The sequence below is a fragment of the Streptomyces sp. NBC_01335 genome (assembly GCF_035953295.1).
Taxonomy (GTDB): Bacteria; Actinomycetota; Actinomycetes; order Streptomycetales; family Streptomycetaceae; genus Streptomyces.
Genome location: NZ_CP108370.1, coordinates 1 through 25,436 on the forward strand (window position 1 = coordinate 1; position 25,436 = coordinate 25,436).

The 25,436-nt window shown below is 72.8% G+C and carries 24 protein-coding genes and 1 pseudogene; 4 read left to right on the plus strand and 21 right to left on the minus strand.

The window, feature by feature from the left end; all coding sequences use genetic code 11:
- The 6 genes and pseudogenes from OG599_RS00005 to OG599_RS00030 form a co-directional block, all read right to left on the minus strand.
- Positions 1–195, minus strand: a pseudogene (locus tag OG599_RS00005) (hypothetical protein); the annotation flags it as partial.
- Between the two features lie 594 nt (positions 196–789).
- On the minus strand, positions 790–1,008 hold the full coding sequence (locus OG599_RS00010; protein ID WP_327173784.1) for a hypothetical protein: 219 nt from the start codon (positions 1,006–1,008) through the stop codon (positions 790–792).
- A 987-nt stretch (positions 1,009–1,995) separates the two neighbouring features.
- On the minus strand, positions 1,996–2,136 hold the full coding sequence (locus tag OG599_RS00015; RefSeq protein WP_327173785.1) for a hypothetical protein: 141 nt from the start codon (positions 2,134–2,136) through the stop codon (positions 1,996–1,998).
- Between the two features lie 57 nt (positions 2,137–2,193).
- Positions 2,194–2,604 carry a hypothetical protein gene (locus OG599_RS00020; protein WP_327173787.1) on the minus strand — a complete coding sequence of 137 codons (411 nt, stop codon included), beginning with the start codon at positions 2,602–2,604 and terminating at the stop codon, positions 2,194–2,196.
- 935 nt (positions 2,605–3,539) lie between these two features.
- Complete coding sequence (locus tag OG599_RS00025; protein WP_327173788.1) at positions 3,540–3,764, minus strand: hypothetical protein; 225 nt, start codon at positions 3,762–3,764, stop codon at positions 3,540–3,542.
- A 2-nt stretch (positions 3,765–3,766) separates the two neighbouring features.
- Positions 3,767–4,117 carry a hypothetical protein gene (locus OG599_RS00030; protein ID WP_327173789.1) on the minus strand — a complete coding sequence of 117 codons (351 nt, stop codon included), beginning with the start codon at positions 4,115–4,117 and terminating at the stop codon, positions 3,767–3,769.
- 435 nt (positions 4,118–4,552) lie between these two features.
- Between OG599_RS00030 and OG599_RS00035 the strand changes: the two genes are divergently transcribed.
- On the plus strand, positions 4,553–4,735 hold the full coding sequence (locus OG599_RS00035) for a hypothetical protein (protein WP_327173790.1): 183 nt from the start codon (positions 4,553–4,555) through the stop codon (positions 4,733–4,735).
- An 826-nt stretch (positions 4,736–5,561) separates the two neighbouring features.
- A complete protein-coding gene (locus OG599_RS00040) occupies positions 5,562–5,885 on the plus strand; it encodes an STAS domain-containing protein (RefSeq protein ID WP_327173791.1) in 324 nt (107 codons plus the stop codon).
- A gap of 251 nt (positions 5,886–6,136) precedes the next feature.
- Here OG599_RS00040 and OG599_RS00045 read toward each other — a convergent pair whose 3' ends face one another.
- Complete coding sequence (locus OG599_RS00045; RefSeq protein ID WP_327173793.1) at positions 6,137–7,522, minus strand: NPCBM/NEW2 domain-containing protein; 1,386 nt, start codon at positions 7,520–7,522, stop codon at positions 6,137–6,139.
- 266 nt (positions 7,523–7,788) lie between these two features.
- Between OG599_RS00045 and OG599_RS00050 the strand changes: the two genes are divergently transcribed.
- On the plus strand, positions 7,789–8,034 hold the full coding sequence (locus tag OG599_RS00050) for a hypothetical protein (RefSeq protein WP_327173794.1): 246 nt from the start codon (positions 7,789–7,791) through the stop codon (positions 8,032–8,034).
- A 220-nt stretch (positions 8,035–8,254) separates the two neighbouring features.
- Here OG599_RS00050 and OG599_RS00055 read toward each other — a convergent pair whose 3' ends face one another.
- The 6 genes from OG599_RS00055 to OG599_RS00080 form a co-directional block, all read right to left on the minus strand.
- Positions 8,255–9,145 carry a hypothetical protein gene (locus OG599_RS00055; protein ID WP_327173796.1) on the minus strand — a complete coding sequence of 297 codons (891 nt, stop codon included), beginning with the start codon at positions 9,143–9,145 and terminating at the stop codon, positions 8,255–8,257.
- Between the two features lie 310 nt (positions 9,146–9,455).
- Entirely contained in the window at positions 9,456–9,950 is a 495-nt protein-coding gene (locus tag OG599_RS00060; RefSeq protein WP_327179888.1) for a Scr1 family TA system antitoxin-like transcriptional regulator, read from the minus strand.
- Positions 9,951–10,033: 83 nt separating this feature from the next.
- The gene (locus tag OG599_RS00065) at positions 10,034–10,534 is read right to left on the minus strand and encodes a DUF6879 family protein (protein WP_327173797.1); all 501 of its coding nucleotides are present in this window, start codon (positions 10,532–10,534) and stop codon (positions 10,034–10,036) included.
- Entirely contained in the window at positions 10,531–10,722 is a 192-nt protein-coding gene (locus tag OG599_RS00070) for a hypothetical protein (protein ID WP_327173798.1), read from the minus strand. Before OG599_RS00070 ends, OG599_RS00065 begins: the two co-directional genes overlap by 4 nt.
- 260 nt (positions 10,723–10,982) lie before the next feature.
- Positions 10,983–11,351 (minus strand): VOC family protein, encoded by a 369-nt coding sequence (locus OG599_RS00075; RefSeq protein WP_327173799.1) that lies wholly within the window; start codon positions 11,349–11,351, stop codon positions 10,983–10,985.
- 164 nt (positions 11,352–11,515) lie between these two features.
- Complete coding sequence (locus OG599_RS00080) at positions 11,516–11,824, minus strand: hypothetical protein (RefSeq protein WP_327173800.1); 309 nt, start codon at positions 11,822–11,824, stop codon at positions 11,516–11,518.
- Positions 11,825–12,157: 333 nt separating this feature from the next.
- Between OG599_RS00080 and OG599_RS00085 the strand changes: the two genes are divergently transcribed.
- Complete coding sequence (locus tag OG599_RS00085) at positions 12,158–12,691, plus strand: GNAT family N-acetyltransferase (RefSeq protein ID WP_327173801.1); 534 nt, start codon at positions 12,158–12,160, stop codon at positions 12,689–12,691.
- 191 nt (positions 12,692–12,882) lie between these two features.
- Here OG599_RS00085 and OG599_RS00090 read toward each other — a convergent pair whose 3' ends face one another.
- The 8 genes from OG599_RS00090 to OG599_RS00125 form a co-directional block, all read right to left on the minus strand.
- Complete coding sequence (locus OG599_RS00090) at positions 12,883–13,758, minus strand: S8 family peptidase (RefSeq protein ID WP_327173802.1); 876 nt, start codon at positions 13,756–13,758, stop codon at positions 12,883–12,885.
- Positions 13,759–14,566: 808 nt separating this feature from the next.
- A complete protein-coding gene (locus tag OG599_RS00095; protein WP_327173803.1) occupies positions 14,567–15,337 on the minus strand; it encodes a hypothetical protein in 771 nt (256 codons plus the stop codon).
- Entirely contained in the window at positions 15,319–17,274 is a 1,956-nt protein-coding gene (locus OG599_RS00100; RefSeq protein ID WP_327173804.1) for an AfsR/SARP family transcriptional regulator, read from the minus strand. Before OG599_RS00100 ends, OG599_RS00095 begins: the two co-directional genes overlap by 19 nt.
- 182 nt (positions 17,275–17,456) lie before the next feature.
- Positions 17,457–18,737: an MFS transporter gene (locus OG599_RS00105; protein ID WP_327173805.1), complete on the minus strand. Its 1,281-nt coding sequence runs from the start codon at positions 18,735–18,737 to the stop codon at positions 17,457–17,459.
- Positions 18,738–18,835: 98 nt separating this feature from the next.
- On the minus strand, positions 18,836–21,445 hold the full coding sequence (gene lanKC / locus OG599_RS00110) for a class III lanthionine synthetase LanKC (protein WP_327173806.1): 2,610 nt from the start codon (positions 21,443–21,445) through the stop codon (positions 18,836–18,838).
- 207 nt (positions 21,446–21,652) lie between these two features.
- On the minus strand, positions 21,653–21,790 hold the full coding sequence (locus OG599_RS00115; protein WP_327173807.1) for a hypothetical protein: 138 nt from the start codon (positions 21,788–21,790) through the stop codon (positions 21,653–21,655).
- A 350-nt stretch (positions 21,791–22,140) separates the two neighbouring features.
- Positions 22,141–25,089, minus strand: a complete 2,949-nt coding sequence (locus tag OG599_RS00120) for a helix-turn-helix transcriptional regulator (RefSeq protein WP_327173808.1) — start codon at positions 25,087–25,089, stop codon at positions 22,141–22,143.
- Positions 25,090–25,253: 164 nt separating this feature from the next.
- Positions 25,254–25,388 (minus strand): hypothetical protein, encoded by a 135-nt coding sequence (locus OG599_RS00125; RefSeq protein WP_327173809.1) that lies wholly within the window; start codon positions 25,386–25,388, stop codon positions 25,254–25,256.
- Between the last annotated feature and the right edge of the window lie 48 nt (positions 25,389–25,436).

Consider the following 25,436-nt stretch of genomic DNA (forward strand, 5'->3'; position numbering starts at 1 on the left):
CGCGCCCGTCCGGGCGGCGGTCCCTTCGTTGTCCTGGGGCCCCACGAGGAGCTCGCGGGCCCGCGCGGTCGCGGCAAGCGCGGGAGCCAGCGCCCGCGCGGCCTCCGGCCCGAACCGGGCGAGCGCGGCAACCAGGGCGTCCACGGCGGCCAGCGCCTCCATCGCCGCCGACGGCGACCACCCGTCCGCGACCACGGCCTCCCACACCTCACACGCCGCTTCCGACAACGCCCCGACCCGCTCCGGCAACTGCATACCCGGCCCAACGACCCGGCCCGGTCCGCGTAACCGCCGGCGTCCCCGCCCGTACGGACGGATGCGGTCGCGGAGCTGAACTCACCGGCCGGCGTGCCGCGCTCGTCCGGAGGTCCGCGAGGCGGGCACCGGCTGAGCGGGGTCGAGGAGGTTCTGGTCGGAGTTCGCCCTCGCCGGCCTCGTCGACGTGGGCGCAGGGCGCGCGTTCGGCGGCGACGCGGGTACGGGGGTCCTGCCGCCGCACTGGACCACCACGCCGGACGGGTCGGCCGCCTGGCTCGGCAGCGCGCCGGACGACGCTTTCTGTCACGCACAGCCGTCACACCTGGGGGGGGTACGGGCCCGCCCGCGAGACGGTGGGCCCGGCGCAGCGGTGGGCCCGGCGCAGCGGCCCCGGTGGGCACGCGGACCCGGGACGGCGGCCAGAGGGTGGCGGCGTGGGCTCCACCGGACGGTGCGGGGTACGGGAACGGGCGGAGCGCGCCGCGGAGTTACGGCTGCGCGTGCTGGTCGTAGAGGCGGTGTAGCCCGCCGTTACGGCTGTGCGTGCTGGTCGTGGAGGTGGTGGAGCGCGGCGCGCAGGCGTTGTCCGTCGGGGGTGGCCGGGACCTTGAGGCGGGCGGGGTTCATGGACGCGAGGGGGGCCAGGGCCTCGTCCCGGCCGTTCGGGCCCCGGCGGTATGCGGTGCGCAGCTGGTAGAGGGCTTTGTAGAGGGCCTGGGGGATTCCGTCGCCCTCGTTGAAGGGCACCATGGCCGCCAGCATTTCATCGACGGCGTCGCCGGGCGGGACCCGGGGCGCGGTCTCCAAAGGCGCGGTCGCGGTCGGGGGCACCGGGGCTGGGGCGGGGGCCGGCGGCGCGGCGGCGGTAGGCCTTCTGCCGGCAGGCAGGCCGGCAGTACGCGGAATCCGCACGCCCAGACATCACGGGCTGTCCGCAGGCGCCGCACGGGCGGCCCGACCCCCGGCCGCCGTGACGGATGCGCGTGAGGGAGGTCCGGCAGGCGTGCGAGCACGTCACCTCCTTCAGGAGTTTCTCCGCGCGCCGGACCACGGCGAGACCGCAGGCGAGGCAGGGTCCCGGGGGCAGAATGGGGCCCCGGCCCGCCAGGTCCAGCCGCTCCGTCGCCCCGGCCCGCCGGTCGGCGGCCCGCCGGTCGGCGGCCGGCCGGATCAGCCCGGTGACCGGATCCGGCGCCCCCGTCGTGTAGCAGGGGGCACAGATCAGGAACGTCCCGTAGACGCGCCGTCTCCCCTTCTTGGTGGATCCGGTGACGAGGTGGGCCGGGCCCCGCACCACCAGGCCGCCCGCGCACAGGGCGCACCGCCAGGAACTCTCACGTGTAGCCATAACGGGCCCGACGACCCGCACGCCGAACCGTAACGGCACGTGCGGCCGGAGCTTGTACGGGGCAGGCCGGGAGGCGGGAGGTCCTCGTCCGCGCCTGGAGCCACAGACACCCACGGCGGCGGGCATGCAGGCCGGACCGGTCCGGACAGTCGTCCGGCGTCACAGGGGCGGTACGCACTGATCGGACAGCCCGAGACCCTGGCCATCCTGGAGCGCACGGAGAGCGCCCCGTTCCTCCTGCGCGGCGGGTGGGAGAAGGAGTGGGAGACCCGCCTCTTGGACGACCTCGAGGCCGCGTGAGGACCGACCATCCGCTTGAACCGGTAGGCGGCCGGGAACGGGCAGCGGGGCCGGGCAGGGTGATCCTGCCCGGCCCCGCTGATGTGCCGTCAGCCGAAGTCGAGCGTGTCCTGCGCGTAGTGGGCCGGGGCCCGACTCGGCAGGGGCGGCGAAGCACCGTCCTGGCGCGCGTCCCTCCAGCGGTTGGTACCGACGGCCAACCAGATGACCCTCATGAGTTCGGTACTCACCCACCGACATCACGGGCGCCGAGCCACCACCGGCAATTACTCGCAGATCACCAGGTTCTACTCCGGCTGAGTAACCGTCAGGGCCCAGTGGACAGCGTCATCGGAGGCGTCGACACCGATGGTGAAGGACCCGGTCCGCACTGTACCCGCGTCCATCGTCACCGAGCCCACGCCTGCGGTGTCAGCAGGGCAGTCCACGGTGAAGGCGGCCACCTGGTGGCCCTGCGAATCCATGGTCACATCCACGGTGCCGCCACCTTCGCAGGCCACCGTCAGCACTGTGGGCAGACCCTCCCATGCACCGGCGGAAGCTACTCCCCCGTCCCCGACCCACTCCTGCACCCACACCAGGCCCTCCGGACCCGGATGCGGAAGCAGACCACCGGCGGCCGCTGCCGGTGTCACACCGACCGCGCCCATCACGCCAGCCGCAAGCAACGCCACCACAGTCAGATTCCTCGTACGCATCGCGTACTCCCTCCCTTGATCGACTGTCATCACGAAACCGCCCATGCGCCCGGGCGGGCCCATGGGCAAGGGACGCACCGGAACATGCGGCCCGGCGGCCCGGTGCGAACCGGGCCGGCCCACAAGTCGCAGCCGATGCAGATCCCTTCCTCTGTGAGCATGCACGAGCCCACTGACAGTCCGCGGGAGCCGCGGGACGAGCCCTGGACGGCACAGTCGGGGCCGTGGGGGCGGTGGGAGCCGGGAGTGCGGCCGTCACGGGGGCGGCGGTGGTGGGCTGCTGAGCGGTGGTCATGGCGGGGGTCTCCTCGGTCGTCGGCTGGACCCCGCCCAGCGTGTTGGTGGCGGGGGGGCCACGCACGGTCGGCCGACGGACGGCCGGTCGGGTCGGTGACGGCGGGGCAGGCAGCACAGTGCGACGGGCGGGAGCAGGCCGCACAAGCCCGCCCGATCCAGCTGCCATGGCGGCTGCCGCGCCGATATCAGGCGCGGGGGTCCGTTCAGGTCAGCACTCAGGGCAGCACCTGCGGGCGCTGGCCCGGACGGCCCGACTGCCTCTGCCCGGCGCGCTCCGCGACGGGCCGGGAGAGAGGCCGGCGCAGCGGCACCCCTGTTCCCCGGCACCCCGCCACCGCCTCCATCGCCCACCGCCCAGCAGCCGGCTCCGGGGGACGAGGGGAAGTCCGAGCTGCCCGCCACGCCGTATCCGGTTCTGAACTGCGGTGGGGCGTGGTGAGTGGGCCGGGCTGGTGCAACCGATGCCGCAACCAATGGCGCACCAGGTGGTGCAGCTGTTGGTGCAAACCGATGGCGCACCGGATGGTGCGCCGTCCTCCCGTCGGCCCCGGCCTCGGCCGGGGCCGACGCGGAGCCGGGCGGCCTCCAGGTCGAGGACGCCGCCGGGGGCGCCCCCGGCAGGTCGCGCCGGCGTCGGGTCAGCCGAAGTCGAGCGTGTCCTGGGCGGAGGCGGCCGGGCCCGGGGTGGGCGGGGGCGCCGGCGGTCCGGGCGGGCGGGCGGACTTCCAGCGATCGGCCGGCTCGTCCTTCCAGCCCTTCGGCGGGGGCCACGGCACGCCCCAGGCGGCGAGCTGGTCTCGCTTCGAGCCGCCGGCGGGCGCGCGGGCGGCTTCGACCTCCTCGGGCGAGGGCAGTTCAGCCATGGTCAGCGGCCGCCCATGGAGAACAGGACCGACGCCGGGTTGGCGAGGCTCTTGCCCAGCTGCTCGCTGTCGGCCGCGACCGTCCGGAGTTCCGCGGCGGTCGTGGCCACCTCGGTCCTGACGCCGCCCCGCCCGACCGTGACCTTATCGCTCTTGGCCAGGAGCTCCAGGACGTCGGCGGTCTGCTCGAACGCCTGCGGGAGCCGCTCGACCAACGACTTCAGCGCCTGGGTGGCCTCCGACAGTGCGGGCGCGGACAGCTCCTTCGCGTCGTCCAGCACCACGCGGTTGAACTCTTCGATCAGGTCCCGGGCCTGACGCACCAACCGCGCCGGATCCGTCCTGGCCGCCATGTTCTCGTCCCTCGCCGCTGGGATGGTGGCCCTCAGTCTCTCTCACCACCGGCGGCCGGGCGGACCGGTACCCGTGCCCGTCGCCCGGCCGCCGGCGGGCACGCGGCCCCGGGAAGGCGGCCAGGGATGGTGTCATGGGTGACGCCACCCTGTGCCGGTGGGTGCGAGGCAGGGACTCCGCTGGGCAGGGCGGGGGCGGGCATCGGCGCCGCGCCGGTGTCCCGGTGCGCCCGGCGTTACGGCTGCGCGTCCCGGGTCACCGGGCGCGGGACGGGCGGCGGGCGAGGGCGGTCGGGCGGCGGTGGGCCGGGACAGCAGCGGGTTCGGCGGGGGCGGTCCCGGCGCCGGGCGCGGTGTTGGTGGTGGTGGAGCGGGCGGCGGCCGGGGAGACACGGGGGGCGGTCGGGGACCGGGGAGCCGGGCGGAGGTCAGGGCGTGGAGGGCCGCGCGGACCAGGCGCTCGACGAGCTGGGCCGGCGGGCCCGGGCGGCCGAGCACGCCCTTGAGCCCTGCCAGGCGCAGCCGCAGGCCCGGCTCACCTTCCGGGCCCTCGACGATGGTCTTCATACGCAGGGCCAGCAGGGCCAGCAGGGGCCAGGGGCCAGGGGCGGGCACTGACGAGCAGGCTCGTCTCCTTCCCCGAGCCGAGGACGTCCTGGAGGACCGTCACGAAGCGGCTGCTCTCGGCCGGTCCCACGTCCAGCTGGTTCAGGGCCTTCGCCCGGTCGGCGAGATCCAGGTCGTGAGGGGCCGTCAGGCCTGCGGTCAGCGGGCCCCACATCACGCGCGCGTCCCTGCTCGCTCCCGACACCGCAACCTCCGGCGCCCAGGCGCGGCCGGTACCGGGGCGCGGCCGGGGCGGGCGCCGTACCGGCCGCCGGCGCGGTGCGGGCGGCGGGGACCGGCCCGGGCGCCGCCCCCGCGGCGACCGTGCGGGCGGCGGCGGGGGCCGGGGTGGTGAGGAGGGCGGCCAGAGTGCGGTCGATGCCTTCGCCCTGGACGTGCGCGGCACTCAGGACGCGGGCGACGCGACGCCTCGGGCGTCGGGACGGGCCAGGGCGGCGGCCATGTCGGGCCAGACCGGGGAGGAAAGGATCGCAACCCGCACGACGCCTCGGGCCCCTCTGCGCGGTGCCGGGTGGCCCTGGTGGGCGACCGCGTCAGGACGCCGCCGGGGGCGTCCCCGGCAGGTCGCACCGTTGGTCGCGCCTCTCGTCGCATCGGCCGCACTGGCGTTCTCCTGGTCAATGCCAGGTGAGCGCACGTCTCTGCGGGTGAGTGTCCCTCAAGGCGTCTGCGCTGGCCGCGAGGATGGCGTCGCACGACCAGACGGAGGCAGCGGTCGGAAAGCATCTGCCGGGCGCGGGGCAAGTTACCGGCCGCAGAAAGGGACCGACGGGCCGTACGGCCCGTCACTCACAGGTCGTCTGGGGATACTTCCTCCATGAACAATCCATCTGGGGAACACGGCTCCGCCTCAGTCCCGCTGCCGGAAATCACCGCCCGCGGCGACCTGGACCTTGACTCCCTCGGACCGCTGACCGCACAGATCGAAGCCGCCGTCGCCACCCACGCCGCGGTCGTACTCGACGCCGGCGGCATCACGTTCGCCGACTCCTCGTTCCTCCGGCTGGTCCTCACCACCCACGACCGCACCGACCTCAGGATCGCGAACCCCTCCCCCGCCGTGCAACGCCTGTTCCAGATCGTCGGCGCCGACACCTTCCTCCACCTCTACCCCACCCTCGAAGACGCCCGGACCACCTGACCACCCCCAGCCCGACGCGGTGACGGCGAAGTGCGGGGTGAGCGCGGCCAGCGGCCACGAGCAGCGGCACCAACCCACCACGCGCCTGCCCCGCCCCCGACAGAAAGCTCTGTCTCGCTTCGCGCGGGCGGAGAGCAAGGTCAGACCCACGGCCCCACGCCCTACCGCCCGAGGGGCGTGGTGAGGATCCGCTTGCCGCCCTGCGCCCGAACGGAGCGCGCAGGTCGGCAAGCGGATCCAGTGCAGGGCACCTACTTGGTGACGACGGGGTCGATCCATGCTCCGTAGCCGTTCTGCGTGCTGAAGGACTCCTGTGCGGTGAGCTTGATGCGGAAGGCTCCGCTGACGGGGATGGACACCTTCTTCACCGGGTCACCGGCACGCATCTGCAGCTCTTTGACGACTGCGTCGTCGACCTGCACGGTGAAGGTGATGACGTCGCCGGAGGGCGTGGAGTCCGAAACGCCGGCCGTGGCGGTGAACGTCCGGTACTCGCGGCCGAGCTGCCAGGTGCGCTCGGCCTCGTACGCGTACAGCGTTGCGGGGTACTCGTGGTTGTTGACCGTCAACGCACCCGTCGTGAAGGAACGGTCGGTGCCTTCCGGGTAGACGTCCATCGGCACCAGGTCCTCGATCAGCGACCAGCTGCTCTGCTCCGCCGTCGGCGCGGCAGGCGTCGCGCTGACCGAGGGAGCCTCGGGTGAGGGCGTGGGTGTGCTGGTGCGGGGGGCGTCCGACGTCGACGAGATGGTGCGTTCCGGGGACGAGGCCCGGTTGTCCGCGTCGTTACTGCCGGTCGCCCAGACCCCGATGGCGACGCCGCCCGCCAGGAGCACCACGGCGCCCACGGCGCCGATCAGCACGAGAGGGCGCCGGCCGCCATGCTTCGACGGCGCCGCGGGCGTGGTGGGTGACCCGGGCGGCAGCGGCGGAACCGATGCCTGGTGCGCTCCCGCACCGGCCCCGGTTCCCGCCGGAACCATGTCGCCCGAACCTTCGGCCGCCTCCATCACCGCCAGGCGTCCCCGGCAGTCGTCCAGCTCCGTGACCACCGCACCGCGGCGGTGGACGAGCTCGTCCCTCCGTGCCGCGAGGGCCCCGCCCTCCTCCTCCAGTCGGCGCCGCCGCTCCTGATGGCCGGTACCGGGCGCGGCCTGGGCCCGGCGGAGCTCCTCCTCCAAGTCCTGACGGAGCTCGTTCTCCCGCCCCCGGACCTCCGCGAGCTCCACGCCGAGTCGGCGCAGGGTTTCCTCGCCGTCCAGGAGGCGCAGCAGGAGGGAGTTCTGGTCGCTGCCGTGCAGGTCGGCGCCGGTGTCGATGAGGACGGTGCGGTAGGCGGTGAAGAGTTCGGTGCGGCGCTGGGGAGCGGCGGGGTCGTCGGTGCGGCGGGCGACCTCGGTGAGCAGGTCGTCCAGGAAGTCCCACGGGGGCAGGTTCGTGCCGAGGGTGTACTTGCGGACCGTAGAGTCCTTGTACGCCGGGAACCGGGCCGCGAACTCACGCGAGGACAAGCCCGTGAGGTCCAGCAGGACCTTCAACCGGGCACCGAACCCGGCCTTCAACCGGTCCTTCTCGGCGCGTGCCTGCCTGCGCGCGAGGATCCCGTCCCCGGCGCCGCCCTCACCATCGTGTGCCACCTGTGCTCCCCCTCACCGGGTTCCCCGTGCCGTCCGGCACCGGGAACAGTTCCACTGGCGCGGTCGCCCACCACCAGACAGTCCGGTCACTGTAGAGCCGACTCAGCACGTCACAGGGGTGGTTGGAGCGGCATGGTGCCGTTGCGGTCCCTTCCCTGGCGTGCACCCGCACCCGCAGGGTGCCCGCTGCTCGCAGGAGGCCCGCCATGCCCCACCCCGCATATCCGGGGCGTAGTGCCCACACCACCGGAAGCGAGGCCTGAACCATGCCCCTCTCCACGAACCTCGTCCCCGCGTCCGTCACCGCGGTCTCCGGTCTCGCGACCGTCATGGCCGGCGCACCGTGGTGGGGCGTGATGATCTGTCTCGTCCTCGCCCTGGCCGCGACGTCGGTGCAGACGCTGTTCCCGCAGGACTCCGGTGACCGGCTCACCTGGTGGACCAACCACCGCGCACACCGTCACCTCCGCCGCACGCACCGGCGGGACATCCCGCCCGTACCGCCCGCCTGACCAGGCGTGGGTAGAGCGGTCGGTACCGCCCTGCCTGGCCGCCCGTGGCGCACCCGCTGGTGCGCTGGTGGAGCACCTTGCGGATCTCCGGCATGTGCTCGGGTGCTGACGGCGGACCAAGTTCGGGCGGTGCTCCAGCCGTTCGTCCCCGGGCGGGCGCCCCGTGGGGGGCGGGCCCGGATCGGTGCCCGCGACCGGATCCGGTCGCGGGGGCGGGTCGTCAGATGACGCCGAGGTGGTCGGCGATCCAGTACCAGGGCTGGCTGACAGCCGCGTACCACGGGACGATCAGACCGGCGGGCAGTGCCAGTAGAGACGCTATGAGGAAAAAGCCGAAGGGGGCATCGGATTTGAGTCTCGCCAGGATCGCCCCCACCAGGACGACCGCTGCGGCACACAGACTCAGCAGGGCTGCGACGGCGTAGCCGATCAGGTTCAGGATGCCGGCGCCCGCATCGGCCTGGAGGCCCGCGGTGAACGTGGCTGTGACGGTATAGGCGAATACGACGCCCAGGACGGCCCAGGCCCGGCCCGTCAGCAGAGCTGCTCGCGAATCCGTCCCGTTGGAAGGGGCAGCCGGTGGGCGGGGGCCCTCGGCGTCAGGCGGACGCGGTGCCTTGGGCGTCCGGTTGGTGGCGGTCCAGAGCTCCCGCCACTGGGTGAGTTCCGCCGGTGCGACGTTCTTGATGAGCGCCTCTATGAAGTACTTCGACGGAGGCCGGCCCCGCAGGAGGATGCTGAGCTCGCGGGCCTGAACGCAGCTCATGGTGCCCCCGGGCAGCGGGGACAGTTGCTCTTCCGCCTCGCGCAGGACGAGGTCGGCGAGGGCCTTGGGTCCGCTGGACTTCGGCAGTCGGTCGGCGCGCGTGCGGAGTTCGGCGGCGACGGCGCGGGCGTGGCCGGTGAGCTGGAGGGCGATCTGATGGTAGACGCGGATCGCGAGTGTGTCGGGGCAGGCCCAGGCGAGGACGGCCGTGATGAGGCTCTCGCAGGGTTCGCGGTCGAGCGGGAGCCCGGCTTCGAGCAGTCCGTCGGGGTCGTACAGGACCGTGTGCGTGCTGGGACGCGACGGCGGCGCGGCCGAGACTTCGGGTGGCAGGTCGACGGTCACCGCGCGGTGCTCCTACGGTGCGCGGCCTCGTCGTCCTGGCCCTCGGGCCCGCGATCGAGGAAGCGGGCGTAGCAGCGGGTGGGCGCGGGCGAGGAGGTTCGGGGAGGTGACGCCGTACACGGCCGGGCCGGTACCGGACTCGGTTGTCTCGGCAAGGTGTTGGGGTGGTGGCGCTGGGGGTGGTGGGGTGGTGGCGCTGGGGGTGGGTGTGCGCATGCGGGCCCCGTCTCCTGGGTGTGCGTCGGTGGCGTTTTCGACGGTAGGGAGTACCCGGCTTCCCCTCAACAAGGTTGCGGGGAGTTGCGGAGATTCACTCGTCGAGGGTGTCGATCACGGTCTGGATGAGGGTGCGGGCGGCGTCGCCGTACACGGCCGTCTCCGCGAGGCCGGCGAACGCTCTGCTGTAGCCGGCGAGCTCGCGGGGCTGTGTCACCTTGATCTCCGCCGTCAGGGTCTCGACCACGGCTGTGGTGTCGTCGTGGACGTAGAACGCTTCCAGCGGCCACACGGTGCGCTGCGCGGTGAACGGGATGATCCCCAGCGAGAGGGACGCGAGCGGCATCACGGTCAGGACGTGGCGCAGTTGGCCGCGCATGGCGTCGGGGTCGGCGGTGCGGGCGGTGGCGATGAGGTCTGGCGCCCGGTCGTCGGCGCCGCACGCCGCGCACCACGTGCGGATGTCCGCGTCCGAGGAGAGGCCCGCGCCCTTTTGGATCCGGGTCGCTTTCGCAGGGTGCCGGCCGCGCCGGGCGGAGAGTTCCTTCCCGGTGAGGCCGGCGCCCTTGCGCAGGTGCGTGAGCCGCACGGCGAGCGCCTCGCGGGCCGACTGGGCGCTGGACGAGGGAGAGGTGGCCGTCACGAGGTGCGTGGCCCTTGGGCGTGCGTGGGTCAGATGCGGTAGTCGGCGTGCGGAGTGGCCAGGTCCCACACCATACGGAACGCTTCCGTGCACAGCTTGATGGCCTGCGGGTCCTTGGTGTGGTCGGGCTCCAGGGCCTCGCCGTCACCGGAGGAGACGTTGAACCGAACGACCTGGTCGTCGATGAGCCAGAAGCCGTTGCCCGGCAGCGCGAGCGTGGAAGCGCGGCGGCGGGACAGCCAGCGGACCTGCTCGCCGGCGCGGAGGTTGGCGTCGGTGAGGGCATGCTCGAAGCGGATGTACGCGGTGACGGGCTCGGAGACGACCCGGGCCCGCCAGACCTTCACCCCGCGCGCCACGGTCCGCTCCACCAGCGGCAGCCAGCCGCCCCAGAACTCCGAGTCGTCCGCGGGGACGCACCCGTCGCGCCAGGAAGGTGTCGTAGACGTCCCGCTCCTCCCCCACGGCGTAAACGTCCCGCAATACCAGGTGCAGGGCGTGATGCCGGACGGAGCCGAGGAAGTCCTCAAAGCTGAGGGCCAGCGGCTTCTGCGGCATCACACACCTTCCTGATCTGATCCACCATCCGCACCGGGATCCGGATGACGCCCCCGTCCCTTACCAGCCAACACTCCTGACTGCGGACGGCCCGGGTGACCGCGTCGGCGAACTTGCCCTGGAGCACGAGTTCCGGTCCCTCGGCGGTGTCGGTGTCCACCCACACCGCAGGGCAGTTCCCGCCGCCCGAGTTCGGGTCCGTGCCGGAGAAAAGTAACGCCATGATCGCCTTCGGAGAAAACCAGTTGCGGGTTGTTGTGCACCGACCGTTCCGCAGGCGGGGAACGGCGTCAAAGGCCTCCTTCTGGGCTGGTCGGCGATGGCCGTGACGGCGTGATCCGTACGGGTGGCCAGCGCGTCAGAGTGAGGGGCTGCGGCCCCATTTCCGAAAGCCGTTTCCTGCGGTCGGCGGGAACGGTGTCACTGGGCCGGGGTCGGCTGGGTCAGGTTGACCGGGTTGCCGTCGGGGTCCTGAATATGGGCGACGCGCTGTCCCCACGGCATGTCGGTGGGACCGCTGCGGACCGAGCCGCCCAGAGGCTCCACGCGGCCGAGCGTCTCGTCGATGTCGTCGACACTGATGCTGAGCAGGATCCGCGGTGCCGCCCCGGTCCCGTTGTCCGTCTTGGCCACCAGCCCGAGGTCGGTGTCGCCGATGCGCAAGCCGCAGTAGAAGGCCGGCCCTTCCTCCGGTACCCGGAAGATCTCCTCGGCGCCGAACAGGTTCGTGTAGAAGCTGAGCAGGGCGTGCTGGTCGGCAGTCAGGATCACGGGCTGGATGGTGGACATGGCACTCCTGTCGAGAACGGTCGTGTCACTGGGTAGACCGTTCACAGAAGGTGAACTCATCGGCACCCCGCCGGGCCGCCGCAAGCGCCCCGCCGCGCCCCCGGTCCGGCCGCACCGCCTGCACACCGGGCGCTGCGCCTACCGCCACGCGGCGCCGCACGCCGTCAGAGCCCGCGCAGCGCCTCGTACAGCTCGCCGTAGGCGGTCCAGCAGTCGATGCTGCCGTCCTCGTACAGGCTCCCCATGTACCAGTCGTCGTCCCGCACGGTCTTCACGATGCACAAGCCGTGGAACCCGAGCACGACCTCCGCGTCCATCGCCTCGTCGGGCCCGTCGGAGGCGACCCACTTCACCACCCGGTCCGCAGAGAGCACGACAGCCTCCTGATCGCCGGACACGTCCCGGATCCCCTGGAGCGTCCAGCCTGGTGGGGGCTGGAGTTCCGACGTGCGCCCTTCGTCGTGTTCAGCCACCCGGGAATGGTCTCACCCACGCCATGTGACGTTCCTGCACGCCCGGTTGGACGGGCGGGCCGCCCCAGAACCGCCCCATGGCCACTGGTTGAGACGCATGCCCGTGCCGTCGGGAAAGGAACGACGTCATTGGCGAACCTCCCGACTCCGACCGGACAGCCGTAATGGCCTCTGTGCTTCTTCGGGGTGGAGAGCAGCAGTCCTGCTCTCCCGGTCGGTTACTCCGGTGCAGGTCAAGTGGTTTGACCGTGGTCATCTAAGGGCTTGCCGGGAAGCAACACCTTGATTCCCGGCAAGCCCTTAGGGTGGCGGGAGGACAGGAAGGACCAAGCGGTGACGACTGTGGTGCTGAGCTCGACCGATCTGACGCTGAGGCCGTGGGAGCCGGGGGACGCCGACGCGCTGGCGGCACTGGCCGATGACGAGGAACTGCGTCGCTGGACGTCGCACCGCGTGGCGGGGCCGCAGGACGCGGTGCGCTGGATCGCGACGCAGGAGGCGGGCTGGAAGTCCGGGAAGCGCCTCAGCTTCGCCATCCTCATGACTGGGCGGGTCGTGGGACACGTCGTTCTCAAGCGGTCCGGCGGCGAGGCGTACGGTGAGGTCGGCTACTGGACGGGCGCCTCGGCACGGGGCCTTGGCGTTGCTTCCAGGGCCGTGGAACTGCTGACGACCTGGGCCTTCGACACCAGGACCGGAGCGGGACTCAGCCGGCTAGAACTGATCCACGACACCGGCAACCCCGCCTCCTGCCGAGTCGCGCAAAAGACGGGCTACACCCTGGAGAGCGTCCTGCCGCCTCGTACCCCGCACGAGGCCGAGGGGCACCTCCACGCGCGCGAACGCGTGACCGTTCGTCTGCCTTGACCAGTCGTGTCAGGCCGGCTGCCCGGGCCCGAGTCCACGCGGCGCCCGCAAGGGTGGTGGAGTCGTGCTCGGAGCGAGTCTCGTCGCTGACTACGCGACCTGACCACCATACGTTTTGGCCTGGGTGTACCACTTTTCGGTTATTGCCCGTCTTGTTGCTGGATGGAGGGCGTCATGTGTGCCTTCCTGGATCAGGCGTCCGCCGTCGAGGGGGTACCTTCGGCGCTTGGGGCGGCGACGTGGACGTTGGCGGCGGTGACGTAGAGCGCGTTCTTCAGCTGGAAAGTCGTCATCCGCGGGTTGGCGGAGAGCAATCTAGCGCAGAGCCCGGCGATGTAGGGCGTGGCGAGGCTGTTGCCGGTGCTGCGGATCGAGGTACCGCCGAGCCAGGCCACCTCCACGTTCTGGCCGGGGGCGAAGAACTCGACGGGCGGGTCAGGGTTGTAGAGGTGCAGGCCGGGATCGTCCTCCTGGTGGCTACCGACGGAGATCACGGAGGCGAACCGCCAGGGAAAGCTCTCCACGGGCGAGTTGTGGGCGGAGGCGACGATCACCGTACGGCAGAAGTACGCGGCGTCCGCGAGCATGTGGAGTTCCTCGGCGAAGCGGGTGCGGGTGGTCGACAGACTCAGGTTCACCACGTCGAAGCCCTGCTCCACGGCCCACCGCAGGCCGGCGAGGAGGATGTCGCCGGTGCCGGAGAAGCGTTCGCCCAGCACCCGGAGGCTGTGGATCTCGCAGTCGGGTGCGGTGCGGCGGACGATTCCGGCGCAGGCCGTGCCGTGACCGCAGGTATCGCCGGTCTCTGTGGGGCGCACCTCGATGCCGTCGCCATGCTTGGTGGCGACCCATGAGCCGCCGAGCGGACCGATCAGAGGATGGTCGCGTTCGACGCCGGAGTCCACCACGCAGACGCGGACACCGCGGCCGGTGCCCTGGCGCGGTTGCTGCCGGGCGTCGGCGAGCGAACCGTCGGTCGTGACGGCGATGTCCTCTGGGCTCCTGCCGTGCAGACTCCAGGTGAGCCCGCCGCCCCTGGTGCGTGCTGTGGAGGCCGTCGCGGTCATAGGGTGTCTTCCCTTCTGTTCACGTCCGGGTCCGGGTCCGGTCCCGCGTCAGACGTGTGGCCCGGTCGCCGGGTGAGGCGGTGCTGTCGGCCGGCAGGAGAGCGGCGGTCCCCGGGGCCAGGCAGATGTCCCTTCGCGTGGAACACCGGCCGGCGCGGGCGGCCGCCGCCTCCGGCACACGTTCGAGCAGCAGGAGGGTGGTGGACTCGTCGAGTGCGGCATGGGCCCGTACCAGCGGGGAGCCAGACTTGCCCGCGCAGCGAGCCGAAGGGCGCGGCCGGCGCCGCAGCGACCGGAGGCGTGGCGTGCCCGCAGCCCGTCGCGATCGGCGGGCTCGGTGTCGGGGCCGTCGCCGGGCGGGGCCGGCCCGCTCTTCGAGGATGCGGCGGCCTCTTCAGAGTCGCCGGTGTCCAGATGGAGCCGGGCGGATTCCAGGGTGACGGTGCGCAGCGGCGACGCGGCGCCCACGGGCCGGGCGGCCTCGTCGAGCAGGTCGAAGGCACTGCGATGCTCTCGGGCGGCGCAGTGCACGGCCGCGCCGAAGAGCGGAAGGAAGATGTCCGCCTCTGCGAAGCCGAGTTCGCGGGCGAGCCGGTCGCCGCGGCGGGGGACGGAGGACCGGACGACCGCGTGCACGGCGCTGAGGTAGCGGAGGTAGCGCGGGCGGGGGCCGGCGGGCTGCCACAGTGCCGCGTAGGCGGCCCGCAGGGTGGGCTCGGCGCGCGCGAACCTGGTGCGCAGCCCGGCGGAGGCGGCGGGCCGTGCCGGGCGCCGGGCAAGTCCTCGATGGCCATGAGGGTCATGAGGGTCATGGGCAGTCTCCGTCGGCGGCGAGGGAGACCAGGTCGGCGCAGACGGTCGAACCGTGACGGCGGACGAACGCAACGGTTTTCGCTGTCAGTTGGCGATGGCGTACTGTCTCCCCGTCGTCCTCGGCAACGTACCCGAGGAGCAGGTGGGCGAGCACGGGCGGCTCGTCCACGGTCTGCTGGTCGCGGCAGGACACGACCGTTCCGTCGAAGGCGACGGTCCGCCGGGCGGCCATCGGGCAGGGGACAGCCGCGCCGCCGGCGGTGTCCTGCCGGGCGGCAGAGTCGGCCCAGGACTCCGCACGCCCGGCCGGCCGGACGTCGTTCACCAGCATCGGCATCCGGTCGGCGAACTCGCCGCGGACGGCAGCGACGACGTCGGCCCGGTGCGGATCGTCGAGGCCCGTTCCGGTCAGACAGAAGCTCGCGGGCACCCCCGCGTCGAGGATGCGCCGTACGACGGCGAACATGCCGACGCACGCCCCCCGCAGCCCCTCGAAGCGCGCGGCCGGCGGAACCTCGGTGCGCTTCAGCTCGGCCATGAACGAGCGAAGCTGTTCGTCGTGTGCATCGAGGCTCGCCGAGCCGTGGGCGTCACGGGCCGTAAACGAGGCAACGAGACGGCGCGGCCGGTCCGTCCCAGTCTGCTTGTCCGCCGTCGCGAAGGAGGTCGAACGGTGGGCACCGGCGAGCAACGAGCACCGGGTCAGCGACAGCAGAAGTCCGGCGTCCGGGACGGGTCGCGGCGTGATCAGCTCGCCCAGTTCCACGTATCCTCCCATTCCACCCGATCACGCGGTGTCATGAGCACTGTGACGCCTCCCGGCTCCCAACCAGTTGCCCGGTAGTTCACCACCGGCATATCCGCTGGTCCGGCCAGTGTGGTGAACGATTCCCCCCGTCCGCCGAGCTCCCGCAGGCAGAGGTGCGCCAGCCGGGGCAGTTCGTACAGGGCCGCGTGGGCGGCGACTTCGGTCGACGGGCAGACCAGAGCCCCGGTGTCGATGAGCAGTTCCAAAAAGCGCAACGCGGCGGGCTCCGGGAGACGCAGGGCCGTCGCGGCGTCGCCGAGGGTGAAGGGCCGGGCCAGCGGCAGTCGTCCGAGGCGCAGCAGCGCGGACCGGCCGAGGTACGTCAGGGTTCGCCAGCCGTCCGCCATCCGGTTGCGGACGGTGGGGTCGCCGACGGAGAGCTCGTCTATCACCGCTGCCGGCTCGGACAGCCGGTCCGCGTACTCGGACAGGGGCAGGTGGCGCAGGACTACCAGCCGCTGCCCACTGATCCTTACGGCCAGGGGTGAGAGTCCACCGGCCTCGACGATGCGCCGGGCGGAGGCGCGGTCGGCGCCGACGCGAGAGGGGCCGATGATGTGGCCGAGCAGCTCCATCGACTCCTCGACGGTCAGCGGCGTCATGGCCGTGCGGTGGACACCGGCCAGCCCGGCGAGCCAGGAGCGGGAGGCGATCACGGCCGCGCCGGCGCCGGTGCCCGGCAGCAGGGGCCTCACGGCCGCCTCGTCGGGGGCGTTCTCCAGCAACAGCAGTACCCGGTGCTCGGCGAACCAGTCCCGCCACAGCGCGGCCGCCTGCTCCGGGTGGTCGGGCAGCAGCGCGGTGACCCGGTCGAGCCGGGCGGCGCGGGCCAGCTCGCTGAGGACGGCAGTGAGTGGACGGTTCGTTCCGTCGGCCCTGCGGAGGTCGACGAGGAGCCGCCCGTCCGGGAAGTGCTCGCGCAGGGAGTGCGCCAGATGGACCATCAGGGCGCTCTTGCCGCTGCCCACCGGTCCGACGAGCACGGTGACGTGGCCTATCCCGCGCCGCACCGCGTCACCAAGCTCGGCCAGCTGCTCCTGGCGGCCGGTGTAGTCGGGTGTGTCGGGGGGCAGCAGCGTGCGGGCGGGTGCCTGTCGCTGGGGGGCGGGCGTGGGGGTGGCGAGCGTGCCCGCCAGCACCACGCGGTACGCCTCTTCCATGGCGGCGCTGGGTGGCAGCCCGAGTTCGCGGGCGAGCAGCTGCCGCAGTGTCTCGTAGACGGCGAGGGCCTCGCTCTGCCGTCCGGCGCGATGCAGTGCGATCATCTGTACGGCGCGCAACCGCTCCCGCAGCGGGTGTTGCTCGGCGATGTCGGCGACCGCCTCCGCGACCTCGGCGTTGCTACCCTGGGCCGAGGCGGTCTCGGCCCAAGTCTCGTACGCGGAGAGGTAACGGCTGGTCAGCCGGTCAGCCTCCGCCCGCAGCGGCTCGGAGTCCGCCAGCTCCGCCAGGGGCGGGCCCTGCCACAGGTCGAGCGCACGGCGCAACAGTTCGGTGGCGGTGTCCGGGTCGCCGCCGCGCACGGCCTCGCGCCCCGCGGCGGCCAGCGCCAGGAACCTCAGGGTGTCGGCCTCCTCCTCCGACACGCGCAACAGGTAGCCGCCGGGGACGAGGTCGAGCCCTCCGGGCCGACCGGCCTCGCACAGGAGGCGCCGCAGTGCCCAGACGTACTTCTGCAGGTTCTTGCGGGCGGTTCGGGGCGCCTCGCCGGGCCAGACTGTGCCGGTCAGACAGTCCACGGAAACGGGGGTGTTGGGGTGGCACAGCAGCATGGCCAGCACCGCCCGCTGCTTCAACGGACCGAGGGCTAGGGCGTGTCCACCGCTCGTGACGGTGAGCGGGCCGAGCAGCGAGAACCGCACGGCACGGGGGGATTCCTCGTCGGAAAGAGGCATGCAGGCATTCCTTCGGCGTCCGGGGCGCGCGTCGGGCGGTACGGTGCGAGCGTTTGCCTTCACATCGTCGGGGCAGCACCGCGCGGTACGCATCGGTGTGCCGCCCCCATATTTGTGCGGCTCCGCCGCACGCCCCTACGTAGGTCCGGCTCAGCACCCCCGGGTCACACGGCCGCGGCGGGTCAGGTCCCGGCGAAGTCCGCCGTGTCAGCGGCCGACTTCTCCGCCTCTTCGTCCCTCGCGCGCAGGTCGCGGGCGGCGTGTACCGCCGCCGGTCCGACCGCGCCGACGACCAGCAGCGCGGCACCGATCAGCACCCACAGCGCCGTACGCACTCCGAGCAGGTCGCCCAGGTATCCCCCGGCCAGCGCACCGGCCAGCGCCGTCGCCGACATGATGACCTGGAGCGCGGCCATCCCGCGGCCCATCATCGTCTCCGGAACGTCCGTCGTCAGCACGGACACCAGCGCCACGTTGGCCACCGCGCCGAACAACACGGGCAGGCCCAGCCCCAGCGCGGCGCAGAGCACGGCCAGCGGCAGCGGCCCCGCCGCGACGGGGAGCAGCATCAGCGACACCAGCGACCCGACGAAGCACACCAGCACCGTCAGCCGTGCGTCGCGCCCCGGACGCAGCAGCCGCCCGGCGAAGACCGATCCGGTCATCCCCATGACGCCCGACAGCACGAACGCCAGCCCGTACACGCCGACCGGCAGGTGCACCGTGCTCAGCAGGAACGGGCCCGTCAGCGTCGCCGCCCCGGCCATCGCCGCCGCCGGGGCCACGATGAACAGCAGCAAGGCACGGTGGAACGGGTGGCCGGCGAAGAACCGCAGGCCGACGGCCGCGTCGCGTACGCCCTCCCGTTTCCGCACGGCCGTCTGCGGCGCCGCCGAGCGGTCCGGGGACCGCATGCCCAGCAGCGCCATCGCGCTGAGGAGGTAGCTGGCAGCGTCCGTCCCGAGGGCGGCCTCGCTGCCGAAGAGGGCGATCACCGGGCCGGCCAGCATCCGGCCGACCAGCGCTGCTCCGAACTGCCCGGCCTGCAACCGGGCCCGCACCGGTCCGATCGCCTCCGCGCCGACGAGCTGACGCAAGTGTACGAAGTAGAGGGAGCCGAGCAGGACGCCGAGGAGTCCCTGGACAAGACCGAGGCCCATCAGCCAGACGATCGACGCCACCCCGTGTCTCAGGGCCAGGGCCACTGCGGCGACCGCGGCGGCCGACAGCAGGTCCAGCAGCAGCATCGTCCGCCGTGGGCGGACGATGCTGTCCGCCAGGGCGCCCGCCAGGAGGCCGAGCAGGATGCCCGGCACCGTCCCTGCGGCACTGATCAGACCAACCTGGCCGGCCGTCGCCCCGAGGTCCGTCAAGGCCACCACCGGCAGAGCGATGGCGGTGAACACGGAGCCGAACGACGAGGCGGTCTCCCCGCACCAGTAGAGGTTGACGTCACGTCGCACAGGCACTCCTGGGAGGGAAACGAAGAGAGTTCTTCACACGTGCCGGTACGGCATCGGGCCGCTGCGGCCAGGATTCCGCCCGGAGGAGGAGGCGGGCACTACCCGGCCGTCCCCCGCGCGGCGGACAACGCCGCCTCGGACAGCGAGTCGACGGTGAACAGGGCGTCGGGCCGCGGCGACAGCAGCTCGGTCAGGAACAGCAGCACACCGGCCGAGCCGCTCCACAGGTCGGCGCTGTGGCGCAGCAGCTGGTCGCCCGGCATCCGTACCCCGGTGGCGTGCGGTACGGCGAAGCCGAAGAGCTTCCGCGCGGTGCGCACCGCCATCGCCAGGCTCTCCGCCGAACCGGTGACCGCCGCGTGGTCCGCAAGGGCGAAGCCCAGGCCCGACAGTCCCTGGAAGAGTCCGGGCATCACCGTGTACGTCACACCCATCACCGGCAGCAGCCGGGGCACCGCATTGGCCAGCCGCTCGTCGTCGGCCACCGTGAGGTAGCGGGACGCCACGTGCAGCGTTCCGGCCGATCCGCAGTACAGGTACGGCATGGCTCGGCTGTCAACCGTCGAGACGGGGAAGGTCATGCCCGCTTCCGCCGGCGAGGTCTCGCGGTCCAGCTCGCGGTGCAGCAGACGCAGTCCGCGGTCGAGGAGCTCCCGGTCACCGCAGACCTCGGCCAGTTGGTGCAGCATCAGCGCGATCCCGCACCGCCCGTGCGCCAGGCCGGTGGCGTTGTCCGGCCCCAGTAGGGCCGTCAGCGCATCGTCGTCCGGCAGTTCCCGGGCCAGCGCGAGCGCCCGCTCCACGTGGTACTCGTCGCGGGTGTGGCCATACAGCGCCAGGTGGCCCAGGGCAAGCCCGGCGGAACCACCGAACACCGTGGCGCTCCGGGCCACCAGCGGGTGCCGGTCGGCTACCGCGAGGATGTCCCGGGCTTCGTCCAGCAGACCCTGGTCGGCCAGCACCCGGGCGATGCCGGCAGCCCCCACGTACAGCCCCGGGGCGAGGTCGCCGGCCTTGTCCAGTGCCTCGCGGCGCAGCCGCTCCAGCATGCCGCCCGGCAGCGGCCGGCCGGCCCGGTGCAGCGCGTGGGCGACACCCGCCGCGCCGTAGGCCAGGCACAGCATGTTGGTCCGGTAGCCCTCTGCGATGGTGGGGAACATCCGCTCCGGGTGACCGATGTCCGCCATCGCCACCAGCGCGTCGGCCACCGAGTCGCGCAGAGCGGCCAGGTGTACGACCGGTGCGGCGGCCACCTCTTCCGGGCCGGGCAGCCGTGCCTCCCCGCTCGGCGTGTGGTACCTCGTAGCGCGCCGCCACAGCCGCTCCGGCACCCCGCCCGCCTGGTCGACGCCGTACCGCAGGTGGTCCAGTACGTCGGGGTTGCGGAGCACCACGTGGTGGAACGGCGCGACGAGCAGCTGGGCGAGCGCGGAGACACCGTAGTCGTCGTACACCGACGGGTCGTTCCCGATCAGCCTGCGCGGCGGCGTGTAACCGGGCGTGCCCACGGGTCTGAAGTCCTCGCCGGGGCGCTGAGCGGCTTCGAAGTCGACCAGTCGGACGGTGTCGTCGTCGTCGACGAGCACGTTGCCGGCGCTGATGTCGACGAAGAGATAACCGCAGGCGTGCAGGCGGGCGAGCGCCTGCTCGACGCCGCCGATCAGCGTCTGGCAGCGCTCGAAGTAGGCGGCGACCTCGTGCCGGGTCGTGCCGGCCCGGATCAGCGGGCTGGTGACGGCCATCCACGTGTTCATCGCCCTGCCGTCGACGAACTCCGTTACCAGGAAGTCGTGTTCCCAGGCGGTGAAGTGGGCGAGCGGCTCGGGGGCCAGCCCGGGGGCCATGGTGTGGAGGGCCCTCAGGGTCTCCCACTCACCGCGCAGACGCGCCCGGGCGTCGCGCCCGTCCGCCTCGACGGCCGTGTGCGCGCGGGCCTCCTTGATGAACACCGGCCGCCCGGTGGCCACCTCGTGGCCCCGGTACGCTCCTCCGGCGTTGCTGTGCCGCACCGCCGAGTCGAAGACGTACCCGCGCAGGGTCACCGGCTTCGTGGGGCGTTTCGCCGTGTCCGGGTCTACGGCCTTCGCGGGGGCGCGGAACGGGTCCTGGACGCCGTCCGGCGGCCGGAACGACGATCCCCGCACGTCCTCCACCAGGAGGCCGTCGCCGTCGCGCGCCAGCAGCATGCGAGTGCCGTCGGCCCGTACCCGTGACCGCGGCACGAAGGCGCCGTACCGGTAGTGGACCGTCCGGGAGTCGGCGAAGCGGCGGTCGGTGAGGATGAACGGCCCGTCCTCGTCGGCCAGGGCCTCACGAAGTGCCTCCATCAGCCTACGCGCTGCGGCCTCGTCGGGCGGGTAGGCGGCGATGAACTTGCCGCTCTGCGGCCGGGGGGCGTGCTTGTGGTGCGCCCACTGGTGGAAGAGCCGGCACGACAGGTGCTTGAACGGGACATCCTGCTCGAAGCAGACCGCGGCGACGGTGTCGAGCACCGCCTGCAAGCGGTCGGGCTTCGCGGAGACGTGCACTTTCCAGCCGTCCTCGACGCCCAGCTCCCGCCGGAACCACATGGTCCACACGGTCGACTCGGCGCTCCGCCACTCCGACGGGACCTGATCGGGACGGTAGAGCTCGCCGCGGTCGGCCGCCGACTCCAGCGGCGCGTAGAACTCCGGATCAGCGACCGCGAACACGTGCGACTGGTGCATGCTCTCCCCTCTCTTTCCCGCGGCAGGGAGGGCACTTCCGCAGGACGGACATCGGACACGGCCGGTGATGCGTGGAGATGCGGCAATGCGGTGGGTACGCGATTCCCCCGGTCTCCCGGTCCGCGCGCCCGCCGCCCTGCTCCTCCGCCGTGCCCAGCCGGGGCCGGGCACGGCGGAGGAGCTGCGTTCCGGCCGAGGCCGGATGGGTCAGGCCGGCTCGGTCAGGCAGAACGCGAGACTCACGTGGCTGCTGTGCGCCAGAACGTCGTCCTCCTCGACGCCGCCGATCTCCTGCAGGGGAAGAACCGTCTCGTCGGTACCGGTGGGCTCGATGTCGTCAGCCATGAGCGTTTCTCCTTGATCGATGTATGGAACAGAGGGTGATGCGGCCGCCTTGGCAGACGGTCCCGGCCCGAGCCGTGAGCCCTTCGCCGATGGACAGAACGCTAGACGCGGCCACTCCTGCATCGGACTACGCGCGGTGCGGTATCGGTATCGCCCCTGGTCGTCGCCCCGGCCGGGATCGGTACCGGGGCATCTACCGCCTGCCCAGTCCGGGCATCGGCGCCTCCTCGGCACGGACATCGGCGAGGACGGACACCACCGCCGGGCCGACCGGCAAACTCCCCCTGGCCGACAGGCACTCCCCGGGCCGTCACTCCCTCGGTTCCGTCCCGTTCCGTCCGTCCCGCCGTCTACGCCTCCGCGATCGGCAGGCGGGTCAGCGCGCGCAGTGCGGACCGCTCGGACCGCCCGGTCTTGCGGGCCAGACCGGCGACGTGCTTCTCCACGGTGCGCGGCGAGATGGAGAGCCGGCGCGCGATCTCGGGGTTGCTCAGGCGTTCGGCCAGCAGGGCCAGCACCTCGTACTCTCGCGGGGTAACGCCGAGTTCCCGTACGGCTGCCGGGATCCTGTCCCGGCCTACGCGCCGCTGCCGCACTCCGGCGCCCGACCTGCGCAGCAGGGCCCGGCACGCCCCCGCCACCGCGCTGATGTCCTCCGCGTGGAAGAACTCCTCGGCGGCCCGCAGCCACTCCACCGGATCGCCCCAGCCGTCCTCCTGCGCCGTCTCCGCCACGAGCCGCAGTCCGAGGTGGTGGGCGGCCGGAAACAGGGTGCCGTACGTCCTGCGGACGGTTGCGAGGACGGCAGCGGCCTCGCTGCCCCGGCCATCGCGCCCCAGCAGCACCGCCTCGGCCATCAGCAGGAACTGGTGATTCCAGGCGAGTTCCGCCGCCGGTGCCGCGCTGTGCTCCTGGAGGGCCGCCCGGTCGGCGCGGCCGGCGAGGACGTCGAGGAGCGGGCCGAGCCCGTGACTGCCCGACAGGTGGAAGACGCTGGGATGTGCCGCCTCCCAGGCGGCTGCGGCGGCCAGTTCCTCCGTCGCGGCTGGGCGGTCCTCCTCCATCAGCGCGCAGAAGGCCCGGCACAGGCCGAGGACAACCGGCGTGAGGAGGGAGTCCGCTCCGCCGGCCCGGTGGAACCGCTCGAGTTCTCGTTCCATCTCACTGCGGCGTCCGCGGTGAGCCGCGAGCGTCGCCGACGTCAGCAGGAGGTGACGCTGGGTGGAGTGGCCGCACAGCCGGGCGGTCGAAGCGAGGGAGCGGTCGACCGTCTCCCGGGCCTTCCCGTACTCGGCCCGCAGCACCGCGTGCATGGCGAGCGTCCCCTCCGTGTCCTGGGTCAGCACGATCGCCCCGAGCTCTCGCGCGGTCTGCCGCGCCGCCTCCAACCGGGCCGGCCTCCCGCTACGCATGAGGGCGTTGACGCTCAGGCGGACGAGGGCATCCACCCGCCACAGCGGCAGGCTGTGCTTCTCGGCGACGGCCAGCATGCGTTCCAGGCAGGCGTCGGCATGGTCGAATCCGCGTGCCAGGCCCAGCAGCGCGAGCAGATGCAGGGCCTGGCACTCCACCACGGGCAGCGACGCCCGCTCCGCCGCCTCGACGGCCCGGCGCGCCGACCGCTCGGCCTCTACGACGCGGGTGAGCCGGTCCGGACCACCGTGGGCGGCCGGCCCCGGAAGCAGCGCGAGGTGGCCCTCGACCACGGCGAGGGCCGCGTCCTGCCCGGGCGTTCCGGCGGCCGGCTGGCCGAGTTCCGGCCTGAGCGCCCGAGCAGCCGCCAGCTGCCTGCGCGCGTCCGGGCCTTGTCCGGCCAGCACGGCGTCCCGGGCGAGCCGGAGGTGCAGGTCGACCCGGCGGCCGACGTCCGGCGTCTCCACGCCCACCATGTCCAGGGTCTCGGCCAACGCGAAAGCGCGCTCCAGCCGACCGGCCCCGCCGAGTGCCTGCGCGAGGGACTCGACGACGGCCGCCCGGTCCTCCACCGGAGCGAGCTCGGCCGCCCGTTCGAACAGCGCGACGGCAGACGCCCATGCCCCGCAGACTTGGGCCCGCCGGCCCGCCTCCATGTAGCCCGCGGCAGCGCGACCGCGCTCCCCGGCCGTGGTCCACAGGTCCGCGACCAGCCGGCACCTGTCCTCCTCCAACAGCGGATCGGCTTTCTCCAGGGCGGTGGCCGCACGACGGGCCAGGGCAGCACGTTCGGGCGGGGTGGGCACGGCCAGCAGCGCCTCGGCCGTCAACTGGTGCCGGAAGGCGTACTGGTCGGTCCCACGGCCGACCGGTGTGAGGAAACCGGCGCGGGTGGCGGCCCCCAGGCATGCGAACAGGTCCTGCTCGCCCACGTCGAGCGCCATGTACAGCGTGGAGGCGGAGAAGCGCGGCCCCAGGCACGCAGCCGTCAGCAAGAGGTGTCCCACCGCCGGGTCCAGCCGGCCCAGTCGCTGGGCAAGGCTCTGCACGAGGGACGCCGGCGCACCGGTCGCCAGGTCGCCCACCACCGTCACGCCCTCCGGATCCACCCGCACCGCGCCCGACCCGACCATGGCCGATAGCAGCTCCTCGGCGAGATACGGGTTGCCGCCGCTGCGCCCGGTCAGCCGGTCAACCACGACGGCCGGCACCCGGTCCGCCGCGACCTCCAGGCAGCCCGAAGCGACCGCCCGTACCCCGGAGGCGTCCAGCGGACGGAGCGTCAGTGCTGCTGCGGTCCGGCGGCGCACCGCAGCGTCGACGAGATCGAGCACCGCACCCGAGTCGGGGCACAGCGTGCCGACGATCAGTACTGGCAGGGTGGCCAGGTTGTCGACCAGGTAGTCGACGACAGCCAGGGTCTCATGGTCCGCCTCGTGGAGGTCCTCCAGTACCAGGAGGCAGCCGCGCCCCCTCCCGAGCACGGACAGCAGGCGCAGCAGGGCCTCGGCGAACTCCACCGTGTTCTCCGGACAGGCGTCCGCGGTCCGCCGCCATTCGGGGACCACGTGTGCGAGCGCGGGGCGGTAGGGCTCCAGCTCCGGGTCGGCGGGCAGCCCGCTGGCCCGGGAGTAGGAGGCGAGTGCCTCGGCGAGGGGGCGGAAAGGGCCGGTGAGCCCGGTCGCGCTGCTGCGTCCGCGCAGCACGCACACACCGAGCCGGGCTGCCCTGTCCACGCTTTCCCGGGCCAGCCGGGACTTGCCGATGCCCGCCTCGCCCAGGACGAACACCGAGCCGCCCCGCCGCGTCCGCAGACGCGCGAGGGCCTCGTCGATCACGGTCAGCTCGGCACGGCGGCCAGCGGTGACGGGGGACGTGGCACGCATGGCGAGGACTCCGGTTCTGGGGCGGCCGCCGGCGGGAAACGGACCGTGGTTCGACTGCACACCACGGGCGGCAGGCGGCATCGGCTTCCACCGCCCGTCGCGCGCCGCCCCAGTGCCCCGGCCGGCTGCTTCGCCGGCCGGGGCACTGGCTGCTCATGGCCGGGTCAGAGGGCCACTTCGGGCGCGCGGGTGACGCAGCTGCCGAAGACGCTGATCGCGCTGCCCCGCCCGGTGTACGCGGGCGCCTCGGTGTCCACCGAGGTCTCCTCCAGGCCCTGCAGGGCCAGAATCGCGTTCATGGTGATTCCTCCTCTTCTGTGTCGCCGAATCGGCCGGCTGTTCCGGCC